A 14,997-nucleotide genomic window follows, 5' to 3' on the forward strand; every position below is an offset into this window, starting at 1 on the left:
GTTGCTATTTATAGGCGTCAGATGGTTCTATAATCCAGAGCCAGTTTTTAATATTTGAAGGATCCACTTTTGCGCTCGCTTTTAACTGACTTGCTGCTACAGCGTCTGAGTAACCAGCAGGAGGGCACGCTGAACAAGCGGCTGTATGACAGTATTCGGTTGTCCATTCTCGACGGCGCCATCACCGCGGGCAGCCGGCTGCCCTCTTCGCGCGATTTGGCTCAGGAGCTGTCTCTGTCGCGCAATACGGTATTGGCGGCCTACGAACAGCTTCTGGCCGAGGGTTATATTGAGGCCCGTACCGGCAGCGGTACCTTTGTGACGCAACAGTTGCCTGACGGCAACATGATGCCGGTACGCAATGAGAAGCACACGACGACCCGATTGCCGGTGCAGGAACTATCGCGCCGGGGCCGGCATCTGCTGGGATATTCGGGCGCATCGCCACGGCAGTGGGGGGCGTTTATGCCCGGTATTCCCGACATCGCCAGCTTTCCTCACGATCTGTGGCGCAGAATCCAGACCCGGCTCACCCGGCGCGTCAACCCGGAACAACTCTCCTACTCACCTATCGGCGGTTGTCCCGAGCTTCAACTGGCGCTGGTGGACTACCTGCGGGTATCCCGCTCGGTTGAATGCACGCCGGAACAGATTCTGATTACGGAAGGAACGCATCAGGCGATGGATTTGCTGGCAAAGATGCTTTGCAATCCCGGGGATTTAGTCTGGATAGAAGATCCGTGCTACTGGGGAACGCGTAACGTTCTGACGATTAATGGCCTCCGGGTCGCGCCCATTGACGTCGATGAACAAGGGATGGCGCCGCCAGAGGCGGTAACGCCTCAGTCAATACCGCGGCTAATCTGCGTCACCCCTTCCCATCAGTATCCGCTGGGAGCGGTCATGAGTCTGGCGCGTCGTCAGCGGCTATTGGCACTGGCGCAGGAGCAAGGATGCTGGGTGGTGGAAGATGACTATGACAGCGAATTCCGCTTTTCCGGTAATCCGATCCCTTCTCTGCAAGGGTTGCAGGCCCAGTCCCCGGTCATTTATATCGGCACCTTCAGTAAAACGCTCTATCCTGGTTTACGGGTCAGCTATATGGTTTTGCCGCCGCAGCTGGCGCGCGATCTGAAATTAGCCCATTCGGAGCTGTATCGGGGCGGCCACTGGCTGACCCAGGCCACGCTCAGCCAGTTCATTCAGGAAGGTCACTACGCCGCGCACATCCGCCGCATGCGCCTGCTGTACGCCAGGCGTCGCACCATGCTGACAGAACTGATCGAACAACAGCTTGGACCTGAATTCGTGGGAGACAACAGCAATGCCGGGTTGCACATGCTGCTCCGGTTACCCTCTTCCATCGATGATGTTCTGCTCAGCGCGCGGATTCAGCGACGTGGCGTGACGGTGAAACCGCTGTCCAGCTACTATCTGCGCCCTACCCAACACCGGGGATTATTGCTGGGCTATGCCGCGGTGGAGGAAAGCGACATGACGCAGGCTTTTTCCGTGATTGTGGACTGTATTCAGGCGCAAAAAATTTCCGGCAGCCATTTTTGACGCCGCACCAGCGACGGCCCAAAAAACGTCCATTTTCCCCGCTGACGACATCGCCGCTTACGCACCTTTATGGTGCTGCCCCATAATAGGCCTCACCATAACAGGGCAAGCCTATTGCCCGATTTTCTCCTTTTAGGGTTTTAACTCTCTCGTAATTCTCACTTTTATCAAAACAGGCATGTTTTATGCATCCTAATGATTTAAGACACTGTCACTGCGAGAGAATGGAACAATGCGAAATTATGTCAGCTTCAAGAACATCCAGAAAACTTACGATGGTGACCGTCTGGTCGTCAAAAACCTGAATCTGGATATCCATGAAGGCGAATTTCTGACCCTGCTCGGTCCGTCAGGTTCAGGGAAAACCACCAGCCTGATGATGCTGGCCGGATTTGAAACACCGACTCAGGGTGAAATTCTATTGCGTGATACGCCGCTGCATCACCTGCCCCCGCATCAGCGCGGCATCGGCATGGTGTTCCAAAATTACGCTTTGTTCCCGCATATGACGGTGGCAGAAAACCTGGCCTTCCCGTTATCTATTCGTCGCATGAATCGTGCCGATATTAAGGAAAAGGTCGACAAAGTGCTCGATCGCGTGAAACTGACCAATCTGTCGGATCGCTATCCGGCACAAATGTCCGGCGGACAGCAACAGCGTGTCGCGCTGGCGCGGGCGTTGGTATTTGAACCCAAACTGGTACTGATGGATGAACCGCTGGGCGCGCTGGATAAACAACTGCGTGAACATATGCAGTTGGAAATCAAAGAATTGCATGAAGCTCTGGGGTTGACCGTGGTTTATGTCACGCACGATCAGAGCGAAGCCATGACCATGTCCAACCGGGTCGCGGTCTTCAATGACGGCATCATTCAGCAGATGGCCACCCCCAGCGAAATTTACGAAAAGCCGGAAAACACGTTCGTCGCGCAATTTATCGGGGAAAACAACAGCCTGATCGCCACACAGACCGGGACCGACGGTGACTTCTATCGCGCTACACTGGACGATGGCACACAGCTGCGGGCACTGAAAGTGCGCCCCAGTTCGCCGGGCAAAAAAATCACCCTGTGTATCCGCCCTGAGCGCATTCGGATTAATGCGGCAAACGTTGACAGCCATGCTCAACAGATCAAAGCTCGAATTCAGCAGTTCATTTATCTGGGCGACCACGTGCGCATGATGACAGAAGTGGCGGGCCAACCGCAGTTCATGGTGAAACTGCCCGCCAGCGAAATTCAACCACACTGGACCACCGGTTCAGAAGTCACGCTATCCTGGCAACCCGAGCATCTGCGGGCGCTGGATGTGGTTGTCACCCACTGAGATGATTGATCTCCCTTACTAAAGAAAGACGCCGCCCCGCTCATGAACGGGACGGCGTCTTTCTTGTCGTTTAACTAATTAGCTGCGAATTTTACGGTATATCCACAACACCACAATGGCGCCGATCACGGCGACAACGAAACTTCCGAAATTAAACCCATCCACCCGGCCAAAACCGAAGAAGGTGCTGATATATCCCCCAACAACCGCCCCCACAATACCGAGTACGATCGTCAGAAAGAATCCGCCGCCGTCTCTACCCGGCATAATCCACTTCGCCAGAATACCGGCGATTAAACCAAAAATAACCCAGGATAAAATCCCCATAACCACCTCACTTTTTTAGTTCCATAACGCCGTTACCCTTATCAACAGTCGATAGATAAAGCGCGAATCCAAGTATAGACAAAGATTGGAAAAACCGTCAGGTAGATTGATGATAGCGAACGATCTGACGTTAATCGTCACGGCGATGACGAATCAGCGGGTACAGCAAAAACCGCGTCAGCCCCGGCACGATAATGACACTACAATTTAACATTTTGGTAACAAAAATCCCACAGTGCTGCTAAAAGCAGCAATCGTCCGATATTCCCGTGAACACCGCATAACAAAAGTAAACCGTTCCTAAACGAACGAGGTGTTTATAGACATAATCTTAATTAATGCGACGTTACTCTCGTCTAAACTACGTTGTTACAGCGCTTTTGAGCTGTTTCAACAGGTTTAACGTTGAGGAGTGACATGAAAAAAGTCAGTAAAGAGCGATTTATCGGGCTGGAGTGGCTGCGATTTTTGCTCGGCTGCTACGTGATGGTCTATCACACGGCACATATTTATCCCCAGCGTGCGCGAGTGCCATTTTTGCCCGAGCTCACCAGTATGGGCTTTTTTGCTACCAGCACATTTTTTGTGCTGTCTGGTTTTCTATTGGCACACGTTTATATCAAAGACGGGCGTTTACGTGAGCCTGCCCGACACTTCTGGGCCAAACGTCTCTTCAACCTTTATCCCATCCATATCATCGCGCTGCTGTCGTCGATTGCCGTGGTGACACTGATGCAATGGCTGGCGGTTCCGCCGGAAGGACAAGTCGCCAGCGCCCGTTTCGTGATTTATGATACCAACGATCCGGCGGCCGACCCGGAAACGTTGCGCCACTATATGACCAACGCCCAGCTGGCGTTTAACAGCATTTTGCAACTGTTGATGCTACAGGCGTGGAACCCTTACTTCCTGACGTTTAATGCCCCGTTATGGTCGCTTTCCACGCTGTTCTTTTTCTATCTGTTGTTTCCTCTGCTGGCTCCGCGCCTGCTTAACAGTCGTTTCCCCTGGCTGTGGATGGGCATTATCTGCCTGCTCTACCTGCTGCCGCCCGCCTGGGTTGTCTGGCATGAACAATACGGCATGCCCTACACCGGGCTGCTACAGCGCGGTCCTATCTTCCGTTTACCGGAGTTTTTGGCGGGGATCGTCGGGTATGCCCTTTTCCGCAAATATCGGCAAAAAGAGATTCAGCCACCGAGCAAGGGGCTGTGCTATGGCGTTGCGCTGTTCATTATCGCCAACTTTATCGTAGCAACCTGGCTGTTCACTCACGGTGAAGCATACTGGTATTTCCTGCTGCACAATGGGCTGCTGTTGCCGGCGCAGGTCGGACTGGTTTGCATCAGTGCGCTGGCGCGCGAACCCAATAGCGAATGGCTGCGGCATTGGTCCCCTCGCCTGGGAGCCGCCTCGCTGTCCATTTTTGCCCTGCACGTGCCATTGTTTAACCTGTTCCGCACGCTGGAGCAGTTGGTGCGAGGGAACCCAATGGCCTGCTTCACCGATTGGGATCAATGTATTGCCGCTGCCGGACAGGTTCAGTTATCCATAACCGGGTATCTCATTTTCCTGATCGCCACCGTCGCCCTGTGCGTCCTGTTTCAGGAGCGCATCGTTTCACGCGTTCGTCAGTTCCTGACGTCACGCTTCCTGACGCCCCATACCGCGTCTTCGCAGACACAGACATCGGCATAAATGATTCAATCGTGGCGGGGCTTTCCCCGCCGCCCCCGAATCGCTGCATCAAACCCGCGGTTCGGGATATCGCCGCCCTCCTTAAAACCCGCTTCTTTGGGCGATAATGACCGATTTCAAAATGTGACAAACATCTCGTTATAGCCGTTAATCATCAAACGTATCTTTTATAACTATTTACATTCTAACCAATCTTCGTTTTTGGCTAGAGCCCCGCTTCAATTCCTGCTAATGTTTGCCGTTCCGGATGAAGCCAACCCGGTCATTATTCATCGGCGGTACGTCTCAAATGACGTCTTTCAACCCTTGTCACCACTGTTTATCTGGCAAAATGACACTATCCAAACACGCAATATCTTCCCTGAGCCTGGTTATCGCGCTTGCTTCCACAGGTATTTCTCAAAGCCATGCGGATACCATCTGGTTGACCAACGGCGATCAGCTCAGCGGTAAAATCACGCTGCTTGACGGCGGAAAATTATTCCTCACTACCGATTATGCCGGCACGATCTCCGTTTCCTGGGATAAGGTAAAAACCTTTGAAACCGATCACGGTCTGGTCATTCAAGGCGACCGTTACCAGGAAGGCGTTCTTTACCCGGCCGTTAAGGCTGGCGAGAACCGTGTCATCATCGCCACCCCTTCGCTCGCCAACGAGGCCGGTGGTCCACAGACGCTGCCCCTCTCCGAGATTACGTCCATCGTTGCCCAAAAGCCGTTAGTGAAAGACTTCGTCTGGAAAGGCAACATCGATGCGGGGATGTCGCACAAAAAAAGTTCGACCGAAACCGACAACTACGATGCCAGCCTGACCACACAGGCACGACACGGCACCTGGCGTCATAACATTGATGCCAGCTATCATCTGGCGAAAGAAGATAGCGTTGAGAGCACCAAAAACGCGGGTGGCGAATACGCGCTGGATAAATTCGTGGATGAAAACTGGTTCTGGCAGGGACGTTATCAATACAAACGCGACTGGATTGAAAGCATCAAAATCAGCCGTTCGTTCGGTCTTGGTCCGGGCTATCAGTTCTGGGATAACGATCTTGGCGCGTTCTCACTGACCACGCTGGTCAGCACCCAGACCTATGTCTATCAGGATGAAGGAGAAGATGATTTCTACACCGGCGGTGTGAAATGGGCTTACAACCGTTATCTGTATAGTAAATCGGTAGAGGCCTTCACCAACGGTGAATTGGGTCGTTCCTTCGATGCCACCGCGCCGCTGTATCTGAAAGCGGAAGCGGGTCTGCGCTTTAAGCTGACCGACTGGTCTTCAATGAGTATGAAAGTATCGCGTACCCGTATCGACAGCGCTCAGGGCGACGTGGATGATACCCTCTACACCATGGGTGTCGGCGTAGGCTGGTAAGTCCGGCGTGAAAGGTTGAACGTCAGCGAGCGTGTCGAAAGCGCGCCCGCTGACCGTACCGGTTAGCCGTTTTCCCTGTTATTCGCCGCGCCCTGCTGTTGCAGAGCGCGCACTCGCTGAGCCAGCTCGCTTAATCCTTCATCTGCCATGCCGTGGTTGTTGAGCACTTGCTCCAACGCAAATAAATATTGAGCATTCGTCCCTAATGGACCGCTGGCCCGGGCTATCAAGGGGGCAATTTTCTGAATGCAGGTATCCTGTTCAATCAGTGGATGCGCGGGTTCGGAAACAAACACCAGTGCAGTGACAGTGTCACCATTTTGCTGATGCAGTTCACACCATAACGGCCGATAACAGCCGGTCAGCATTTCCCGCTTCCACAGCAATTCCAAATCTTCCCGCAGCGAGGTTTCCGGCAGACGGAATGCCAAACCGGTCGTTTGTCCGCCCGGCTTCAGCGCCAGCATACGCCCCGGCTGATTAACGGTGCCGCGCCCGGCCGTCAGGCGTAAGCAAAACGCTCGATGCCATCCATACAGTGTCGCCAGACAGGCTTCTTCCGGATCGAAAACCGGGTTCCACATCAGAGAACCATAGCCGAAAACCCAAACCGGGCTGTCGTCAGGCCGGCGGTCCAATGTTTTTGCCAGCGAGTCCGCCCGCTGCTGCGGCGTAAGTAATAAGGTTTCTTCTATACAACCAAAAGACGTTCTACAATCTGCTTTCTGCAAAAACTCACGAGTTAACACTACTGACAGCTCCCGACCATACCATTTCTGCCCATCAGGTCTATTGTCGCCTCAACCTTAAAACTCCATGCATTCCGTTTGCTTAATTTTGCGGCAACAATAAATATGAGGTTATTCATTTCCGGCTCAGCAATCAAGTTTGATTTCGATCACAAAAAGCAAAAAAGCTCACATGGTTATCATTTACATCGCTATACCCATAAATTTCAAAAGGCAGCCAACGCATACGACTTGAAATATGACGGATATCAGCGACGACAAATATCACTTTTTTAGTATTTGATAATCGTTATCAGTTCCATGATAGAATCAATGACATGGCGCCTCACGATTCACCCAGGAGACAATGAATGGCAAATCCTGCGTCTACGGGCAAACGCTCGCATCATCTTACTCTTATTCAAGTTAAACATATTCACGATATTTCCCCACGCTTACGCTGCATAACGTTCCACGGCGACGCATTACGTCACTATCCCGCCGATCGCCACGGTGCGCATATCAAGCTGTTTATTCCACAGCAGGGGCAGCAGATCCCGACGTTGCCGACGTTCGGCGAACGTGGCCCGGTCTGGCCGGAAGGTGAAATTCGTCCTATCGTTCGAACCTATACCATTCGTGCGGTACGCCAGGAAGAAGCCGAGTTGGATATCGTCTTTGCCATGCACGATCATGCCGGTCCGGCGGTCAGTTTCGCCCGGCAGGCAAAAACCGGGGATTACATCGGTATTACATCACCCGGCGGACCGCATCCGATGTTGCCGCCCGCTGCGGCATATTATCTGGCTGGCGATCCCTCTGCGTTACCCGCTATTGCCGCCCTGCTGGAAAATTTACCGGATGATGCCCAGGGGCATGCCGTTATTCGGGTTGACAGCAGCGCGGATATTCTCGATTTGGTGAAGCCCGACCGGATAACACTCCACTGGGTTGTGGGTGGAACCGAAGCCACTGACGAAGCGATTAATCGCTTTCGCGCCTTGCCGCATCAGGAAAACGCAGAACGGGCGTTCTATTGGCTTGCCGGAGAAGACCAACTGGTGGTTCAGCTTCGTCGCTATGTTCGCAGAGAATGTGGATGTGAACGTAATCAGCTTTATGCCGTCCCTTACTGGCGAGAAGGGTTAAATGAAGAAGCTTATCATCGCAAACGCCACGATATCATGGACAATCCTGACGATTAACCATAAAAAAAACATTTAATATTATCTATATAGGGAGAAAATAATCACATTCTCCCTTTTCATTTTAATTTTATTACCAAACGTAAAAAACCGTAAAAAAACCCGGCGAGCCTCACAGAATCTGTTAACCTAATACTTTCTTTTTACGCTATAACTACTTTTTAGTAACGTCTTTGCCGTAAGAAGCCTTTTAATGACGTACTATTTTTTGCCTCTGTGCATAATTCCATTGGATAAGGAGAACCCCCCGCAATGAAGTCTCACCCTGAGGTTGTCAAAACCCGTCATCAGGAATATTCGCTTATTCTTCCCATCATCGCGTTGATCGTTCTGTTCCTGTGGGGGAACTCGCAAGATTTCTTCGCCATTATGGGCATTAACCTGCTCGCGTTAGCCGGCATTCTTTTCAGCGCGTTCAGCGTTGTTCGCCATGCCGACGTGCTGGCTCACCGACTGGGCGAACCCTATGGTTCATTAATTCTCAGTCTGTCGGTCGTGATTCTTGAAGTCAGCCTGATATCGGCCTTAATGGCCACCGGCGATGCCGGCCCCAACCTGATGCGTGATACGCTATATTCCATCATTGTGATTGTAACCGGTGGTCTGGTTGGTTTCGCTTTACTGCTGGGGGGACGCAAATTTGCAACCCAATACGTCAACCTGAGCGGCATCAAACAATATCTGATGGCGATTTTCCCGCTGTCGGTGCTGGTGCTGGTTTTCCCCAGCGCCTTGCCGGACGGGAATTTCAGCGTCGGTCAGTCACTGATCATCGCACTGATTTCCGCCGCGATGTACGGCGTATTTCTGTTGATTCAAACTCGTACTCACCAAAGTCTGTTTGTTTACGAGCATGAAGACGAAGGCGACGATCCTCATCATGGCAAGCCTTCCGCGCACAGTTCGTTATGGCATACCGTATGGTTGCTGATCCATCTGATTGCCGTTATCAGCGTAACCAAAATGAACTCCATGCCGCTGGAAACACTGCTGACGGAAATGAACGCGCCTACGCAGTTTACCGGCTTCCTGGTCGCGTTACTGATTCTGTCGCCGGAAGGATTAGGCGCCATTCGGGCAGTACTGAAAAATCAGGTACAGCGCGCCATGAATCTGTTTTTCGGTTCCGTGCTGGCCACCATATCCCTGACCGTGCCCACGGTGACCGTGATTGCGATGGTGACGGGCCGTTCGCTGAACTTCGGACTGGATATGCCGCATATCGTCGTCATGCTGTCCGTACTGGTACTGTGCCATATTACGTTTTCAACCGGTAGAACCAACGTTCTCAGCGGTAGCGCGCACCTTGCCCTTTTCGCCGCTTACCTGATGACCATCATGCTGTAACCCCCCATTTTACCGATGCCGCATCCTGCGGCATCGGCCTCATAGTTCGCTTCCGTTTGATGTATATCTGGATCTCTGAAGAGCATCAGGCGTATCGTATACCCCGGCTTGTCTACGACGGACCCAACTGGCCCGCCATTCTTTGTTTCTTTATTGGTTCTTTCTTAGATGAAAACGCACGGAATTAACGGTATCAAACCGTTCAGCGCACTTATTGAAGCGTGCTGGCGCGAAAAATATACGCTGCAACGCTTTACTCATGACATTATCGCAGGCATTACGGTTGGGATTATTGCCATACCACTGGCAATGGCATTGGCTATCGCCAGCGGCGTGCCGCCGCAATATGGCCTTTATACCTCCGCGGTTGCCGGGATTGTTATCGCCATCAGCGGTGGTTCACGCTATAGCGTTTCCGGCCCGACAGCGGCCTTTGTCGTCATTTTATATCCGGTTTCCCAACAGTTCGGCCTGTCTGGTCTGTTGGTCGCCACACTGCTTTCCGGCATCTTTCTGGTATTGATGGGCGTCTGCCGTCTGGGACGGTTAATTGAGTATATCCCGCTGTCAGTCACGCTGGGATTTACCTCCGGGATTGCCATCACCATCGCAACCATGCAAATCAAGGATTTCTTTGGACTGCATATGGAGGTGGTTCCCGAACACTATGTTGAAAAGGTTGCGGAACTCACATACGCCCTGCCGACGTTACAGCTGGGCGATACGCTGATCGGCGTCACCACCCTTCTGGTACTGATTATCTGGCCTAAACTAGGTATCCGTCTGCCCGGTCATCTGCCGGCGCTGCTCGCAGGTATGGCGGTAATGGGGATCTTGTCGCTGTTTGGCACGGACGTTGCGACCATCGGCTCCCGTTTTAGCTACCTGCTCGCCGATGGCACTCAGGGACAGGGGATCCCTCCGATTCTGCCTCGTCTGGTCCTTCCCTGGGACATTGCCGCGCCAGGCGGTCAAACGATGACGCTGGACTGGCAGAGCATTTCCGCCCTGCTGCCCGCCGCCTTCTCAATGGCAATGCTCGGCGCGATCGAATCCTTGCTCTGTGCCGTGGTATTGGACGGTATGACCGGCAAAAAACACCATTCGAACACCGAACTGGTGGGCCAGGGTTTTGGTAATATTATCGCCCCGTTCTTTGGCGGCATTACCGCCACCGCCGCCATTGCCCGTTCCGCTGCCAACGTGCGGGCCGGTGCGACATCGCCCGTCTCCGCCGTGGTCCACGCCTTGCTGGTGATATTGGCGCTATTGGTTCTCGCGCCCTGGCTCTCTTATCTGCCGCTGGCTGCCATGGCGTCATTGTTGCTGCTTGTCGCCTGGAACATGAGCGAAGCGCATAAGGTCGTCGATCTGCTGCGTCACGGTCCCAAAGACGACATCATCGTGATGGTTCTGTGCATGTCACTGACCGTGCTGTTTGATATGGTGATTGCCATCACCGTTGGGATTGTGCTGGCGTCGTTGCTCTTTATGCGCCGTATCGCACAAATGACCAAACTGAGCGAATTGCCTGATACGAAGATACCGGATCATCTGGTGCTGCGTGTCAATGGCCCGTTATTTTTCGCCGCCGCTGAGCGTATCTTCAATGATCTGATGCAGCGCAGTGAAGCGTATCAGACCATTATTCTGCAATGGGATGCGGTGCCGGTGCTGGACGCCGGCGGGTTGAGCGCACTCCTGCGCTTTAGCGAAACGCTGCCGGCAGGCAAACGTCTGATCATCACCGATATTCCGTTCCAGCCGCTAAAAACGCTGGCCCGTGCCAATGTCCATCCCATTGAAGGCCGCCTCAGTTTCTACGGCTCGCTGTCACAGGCGCTGGAAGCCATTGCGGAAAACCGGCCTGCTGCGATCGCGGAATAAAAAACGCCATCATGAACGGGCAGAGCCTCTTCTGCCCGTCCATGCGATGCGCCGGCGGATAAACGTCCTTAATGCGGCAAGACTGGCGCTTCAATACGAATAGAGAGCCGCTCGTTTTGCTGGGTCAGCGCCAGGGTGTCGCTGCACTCCTGTCCTATCGTGAACAGTTGCTCGTTGGTCAGTGGATAAGGCAACTGAATATCAAATGTTGTCAGCCCTTGCTGCTGCGCCAGCGTAATCAACCTTACAATATTCGTTTCATCGCTGACCTGCGTGGATAGCACCTGTAGCGCCAGTATTTTCAGTCGTTCTTTCACTACGACATGACGAGAACGCGGCCCTTTCGTCACCATGCCAAAAATCGGCAACACGCCGTACATCGCATCCATAAAACGCCAGCGTTTATTGCACAACGCTGCCAGATAATCTGCGTAATCAATACAGATCTTTTCACTGGAACCTGCAGATTCAGGGTAATCCTGCTTCATTCCCCTTTTCTCCTCTTCACCAGTGGATTCATCACGCTATTTCAGGGTAAAAACCATACATTGCTTGATAGCTTATTCGATTATATTGGCACGGTTCACTGTAGTTTTACAGCATGTTCAGGAGGATTGATGGTGGCAATCTTTTCTTCCACTCCGGTTTTAATCACCGGCGGCGCCCGGCGTATCGGATTGGCGTTGGCGCGTTCATTTCTGGCGCAAAACATTCCGGTCATCATTAGCTATCGGAAACGTTATCCGGCGCTTGATGCCCTGCAACAGCAAGGCGCCGTCTGTTTGCCCGCCGATTTCTCCACCTGCGAACAGATCTATGACTTTGCCGGGCGGATCAAAGCGCTTACCCCGCATCTGCGCGCCATCATTCACAACGCCAGCAGTTGGCAGCCGGAAAGCGCAGAGGTGCCGCCGGAAAAGACGCTGGCGGAGATGCTGCAAATTCATGTCTATACGCCTTATTTGCTGAATCAGCTGCTGGAGCCGTGCCTGCGCGGTCAGGGGGTCGCCGGAGCCGATATCATCCATCTAACGGATTACGTGGTGGAAAAAGGCAGCGATAAGCACATCGCCTATGCCGCCAGCAAAGCGGCGCTCGACAATATGACCCGCTCATTTGCCCGCAAGCTGGCGCCCGAAGTGAAAGTTAATGCCATCGCGCCGGCGCTGATTATGTTTCATGAACACGACGATGAAGCCTATCGCCGACAGGCGCTGGATAAGTCGCTGATGAAAACCGCCCCCGGCGAAGGTGAAATCGTCCGGTTGGTAAATTACCTGCTTGCCAGCCATTACCTGACCGGAAAGACGATCGGGTTGGATGGGGGGCGATCGCTGCGCTGACAGGGCCGCGGCGGTATTCCCAGAGAACGCAGATGTCTTCCAGAACGGTCAGTTCGCCAACGCCTTAACACCCGTTTACGCTTCCCCGCTAGTGCCAACGGGTTGATGGGATTATGCTGATACGGATTGTATTTATCACGATATGGATACCATGCAGAAGATTGTTTTTGTGGAAGACGATGGGGAAGTCGGCAAGCTGATTGCCGCTTATCTGGGAAAACACGACATTGATGTTCAGGTTGAACCTCGCGGCGATAACGCGCTGGCGTTTATCGCGCGGCAACAGCCCGATCTGGTGTTACTGGATATCATGCTGCCCGGAAAAGATGGCATGACCATTTGCCGGGAATTACGTCCACAATACAGCGGCCCGATCGTTCTGCTCACCTCATTGGACAGTGACATGAACCATATTCTGGCGCTGGAGATGGGCGCTGACGATTATATTCTGAAAACCACGCCCCCCGCTGTTTTACTCGCCCGCCTGCGCTTACACTTCCGTCAGTATGCCGTTACGCCACAGGCCGCTATAGAGAACACGGCTGCACCGTTACAGGTTCACAAACCGTTGCATTTTGGTTTGCTGTGTATCGATCCGGTAAACCGCGAGGTGACGCTGGGTGAAGAAAATATCGCATTGTCCACCGCTGACTTTGATCTGCTCTGGCAGTTGTCCACCCATGCCGGACACATTATGGACCGCGACGCGCTGCTGAAAAACCTGCGTGGCGTCAGCTATGACGGTATGGATCGCAGTATTGACGTTGCCATTTCACGACTGCGGAAAAAATTGTACGACAATCCGCTGGAACCGTTTCGTATCAAGACCGTGCGTAATAAAGGCTACCTGTTTGCCCCCAATACCTGGGAGAGCGCTACACCATGAAAAAGCTGTTTATCCAGTTTTTTCTGTTACTGTTCGCCTGTTTCGTGGTGATGACGTTGCTGGTTGGGCTGGTGTATAAAGTCACGGCAGAGCGTGCGGGACGACAATCCATGGACGACCTGATGAAGAGTTCGCTCTATTTGATCCGCAACGAGTTAAGGACCATTCCCCCCCGCGACTGGCATAAGACCATCGACCAGTTGGATTTGAATCTATCATTCAAGCTGCAAATTGAACCGCTGAATAAATACTCGCTGCTCCCCAAAACCAGGCAACGTCTTAATCAGGGTGAAATCGTGGCGCTCGAAGATGAATATACCTTTATCCAACGCATTCCTCGCAGTCACTATGTGTTGGCCGTCGGTCCCATTCCCTATCTGTTTTTCCTGCACGAAATGCGCCTGCTGGATCTGATGCTGGTGATGCTCATTGGCCTGTCGCTGGCTTTGCCGGTATTTTTGTGGATGCGCCCGCACTGGAAAGCGATGTTGAAGCTGGAAAATGCGGCGCAACGTCTGGGAGACGGTCACCTCGAAGAACGAACCCACTTTGATAATACCTCCAGCCTGTTCCGACTCGGGGTCGCTTTTAATCTGATGGCGGATAACCTGAATCAGCTGATCGCCAGTAAAAAACAGCTGATTGACAATATTGCCCATGAACTGCGTACGCCGCTGGTACGCCTGCGTTATCGGCTTGCGATGAGTGACAATCTGACGGATGAAGAGCAGCAGGCGTTGAATCGGGATATTGGTCAGCTTGAAGCGCTGATTGACGAACTGCTTACCTATGCCCGACTGGACCGTCATCAAGTCACCTTGCATCTCGCCGAGATCGACTTTCCCGTTTGGTTGCAAGCCAAAATTGATGACTTCCGACTGATCCATCCGGATAAAACCATTACGCTGGATATGCCCCTGATGGAAGGCGTTGGCGCGCTTGATCTGCGGCTGATGGAGCGGGTATTGAATAATCTCGTCAATAACGGGTTACGCTTTTGCCACCGCCGGCTGCATATCAGCCTATTGCAGAGCCATGACCAAACGACCTGTTTACAGGTTGAGGATGACGGCCCGGGGATCGCGCCGGAGAGCCGCGATCATATTTTTGAACCTTTTGTTCGTCTTGACGCAGGGATAGAAAACAGCAGCGGCGGTTGCGGATTGGGGCTGGCGATCGTACACGCCATCGCTCGCGCTTATGAGGGCACCATTACGGTTGACGGCAGCCCGCTTGGCGGCGCCCGTTTTCGCTTCTGCTGGCCGAGAAAAACTGTCGCCGCGACGGCGTTGCCGCTCTCCCGCTAATTCC

Annotated in this window: 13 protein-coding genes; 10 read left to right on the forward strand and 3 right to left on the reverse strand. The window is 52.9% G+C overall.

Going from position 1 to position 14,997, the window contains the following annotated elements; all coding sequences use genetic code 11:
• Positions 1-69 precede the first annotated feature (69 nt).
• Together pdxR and B4923_RS09890 are read left to right on the forward strand one after the other, a co-directional pair.
• Positions 70-1,563, forward strand: coding sequence for a MocR-like pyridoxine biosynthesis transcription factor PdxR (gene pdxR / locus B4923_RS09885; RefSeq protein ID WP_109054177.1), 1,494 nt, complete (start codon positions 70-72; stop codon positions 1,561-1,563).
• Between the two features lie 232 nt (positions 1,564-1,795).
• A complete protein-coding gene (locus B4923_RS09890; RefSeq protein WP_109054178.1) occupies positions 1,796-2,890 on the forward strand; it encodes an ABC transporter ATP-binding protein in 1,095 nt (364 codons plus the stop codon).
• A gap of 78 nt (positions 2,891-2,968) precedes the next feature.
• On the opposite strand, the gene B4923_RS09895 is transcribed toward B4923_RS09890, so the two are convergent.
• Positions 2,969-3,217, reverse strand: a complete 249-nt coding sequence (locus B4923_RS09895) for a GlsB/YeaQ/YmgE family stress response membrane protein (RefSeq protein WP_109054179.1) — start codon at positions 3,215-3,217, stop codon at positions 2,969-2,971.
• Between the two features lie 417 nt (positions 3,218-3,634).
• Here B4923_RS09895 and B4923_RS09900 point away from each other — a divergent pair, with 417 nt between their 5' ends.
• Entirely contained in the window at positions 3,635-4,915 is a 1,281-nt protein-coding gene (locus B4923_RS09900; RefSeq protein ID WP_109054180.1) for an acyltransferase family protein, read from the forward strand.
• A gap of 331 nt (positions 4,916-5,246) precedes the next feature.
• A complete protein-coding gene (locus tag B4923_RS09905) occupies positions 5,247-6,290 on the forward strand; it encodes a DUF481 domain-containing protein (protein ID WP_109054181.1) in 1,044 nt (347 codons plus the stop codon).
• 62 nt (positions 6,291-6,352) lie between these two features.
• On the opposite strand, the gene B4923_RS09910 is transcribed toward B4923_RS09905, so the two are convergent.
• Positions 6,353-7,039 (reverse strand): gamma-glutamylcyclotransferase, encoded by a 687-nt coding sequence (locus B4923_RS09910; RefSeq protein ID WP_109054182.1) that lies wholly within the window; start codon positions 7,037-7,039, stop codon positions 6,353-6,355.
• 350 nt (positions 7,040-7,389) lie between these two features.
• Between B4923_RS09910 and B4923_RS09915 the strand changes: the two genes are divergently transcribed.
• From B4923_RS09915 to dauA, 3 genes are all read left to right on the forward strand, one after another.
• On the forward strand, positions 7,390-8,223 hold the full coding sequence (locus B4923_RS09915; RefSeq protein WP_109054183.1) for a siderophore-interacting protein: 834 nt from the start codon (positions 7,390-7,392) through the stop codon (positions 8,221-8,223).
• A 252-nt stretch (positions 8,224-8,475) separates the two neighbouring features.
• Complete coding sequence (chaA, locus tag B4923_RS09920) at positions 8,476-9,570, forward strand: sodium-potassium/proton antiporter ChaA (RefSeq protein ID WP_109054184.1); 1,095 nt, start codon at positions 8,476-8,478, stop codon at positions 9,568-9,570.
• Between the two features lie 168 nt (positions 9,571-9,738).
• The gene (gene dauA / locus B4923_RS09925) at positions 9,739-11,457 is read left to right on the forward strand and encodes a C4-dicarboxylic acid transporter DauA (protein ID WP_109054185.1); all 1,719 of its coding nucleotides are present in this window, start codon (positions 9,739-9,741) and stop codon (positions 11,455-11,457) included.
• Positions 11,458-11,525: 68 nt separating this feature from the next.
• On the opposite strand, the gene B4923_RS09930 is transcribed toward dauA, so the two are convergent.
• Positions 11,526-11,945, reverse strand: coding sequence for a hypothetical protein (locus B4923_RS09930; protein WP_109054186.1), 420 nt, complete (start codon positions 11,943-11,945; stop codon positions 11,526-11,528).
• Positions 11,946-12,074: 129 nt separating this feature from the next.
• On the opposite strand from B4923_RS09930, the gene folM reads away from it, so the two are divergent.
• From folM to rstB, 3 genes are all read left to right on the forward strand, one after another.
• Positions 12,075-12,800: a dihydromonapterin reductase gene (folM, locus tag B4923_RS09935; RefSeq protein ID WP_425428612.1), complete on the forward strand. Its 726-nt coding sequence runs from the start codon at positions 12,075-12,077 to the stop codon at positions 12,798-12,800.
• A gap of 151 nt (positions 12,801-12,951) precedes the next feature.
• Positions 12,952-13,686 carry a two-component system response regulator RstA gene (rstA, locus tag B4923_RS09940; RefSeq protein WP_109054258.1) on the forward strand — a complete coding sequence of 245 codons (735 nt, stop codon included), beginning with the start codon at positions 12,952-12,954 and terminating at the stop codon, positions 13,684-13,686.
• A complete protein-coding gene (rstB, locus tag B4923_RS09945; protein ID WP_109054187.1) occupies positions 13,683-14,993 on the forward strand; it encodes a two-component system sensor histidine kinase RstB in 1,311 nt (436 codons plus the stop codon). Before rstA ends, rstB begins: the two co-directional genes overlap by 4 nt.
• The last annotated feature ends 4 nt before the right edge of the window (positions 14,994-14,997 follow it).

The organism is Brenneria roseae subsp. americana, assembly GCF_003115815.1.
Lineage (GTDB): Bacteria > Pseudomonadota > Gammaproteobacteria > Enterobacterales > Enterobacteriaceae > Brenneria > Brenneria roseae.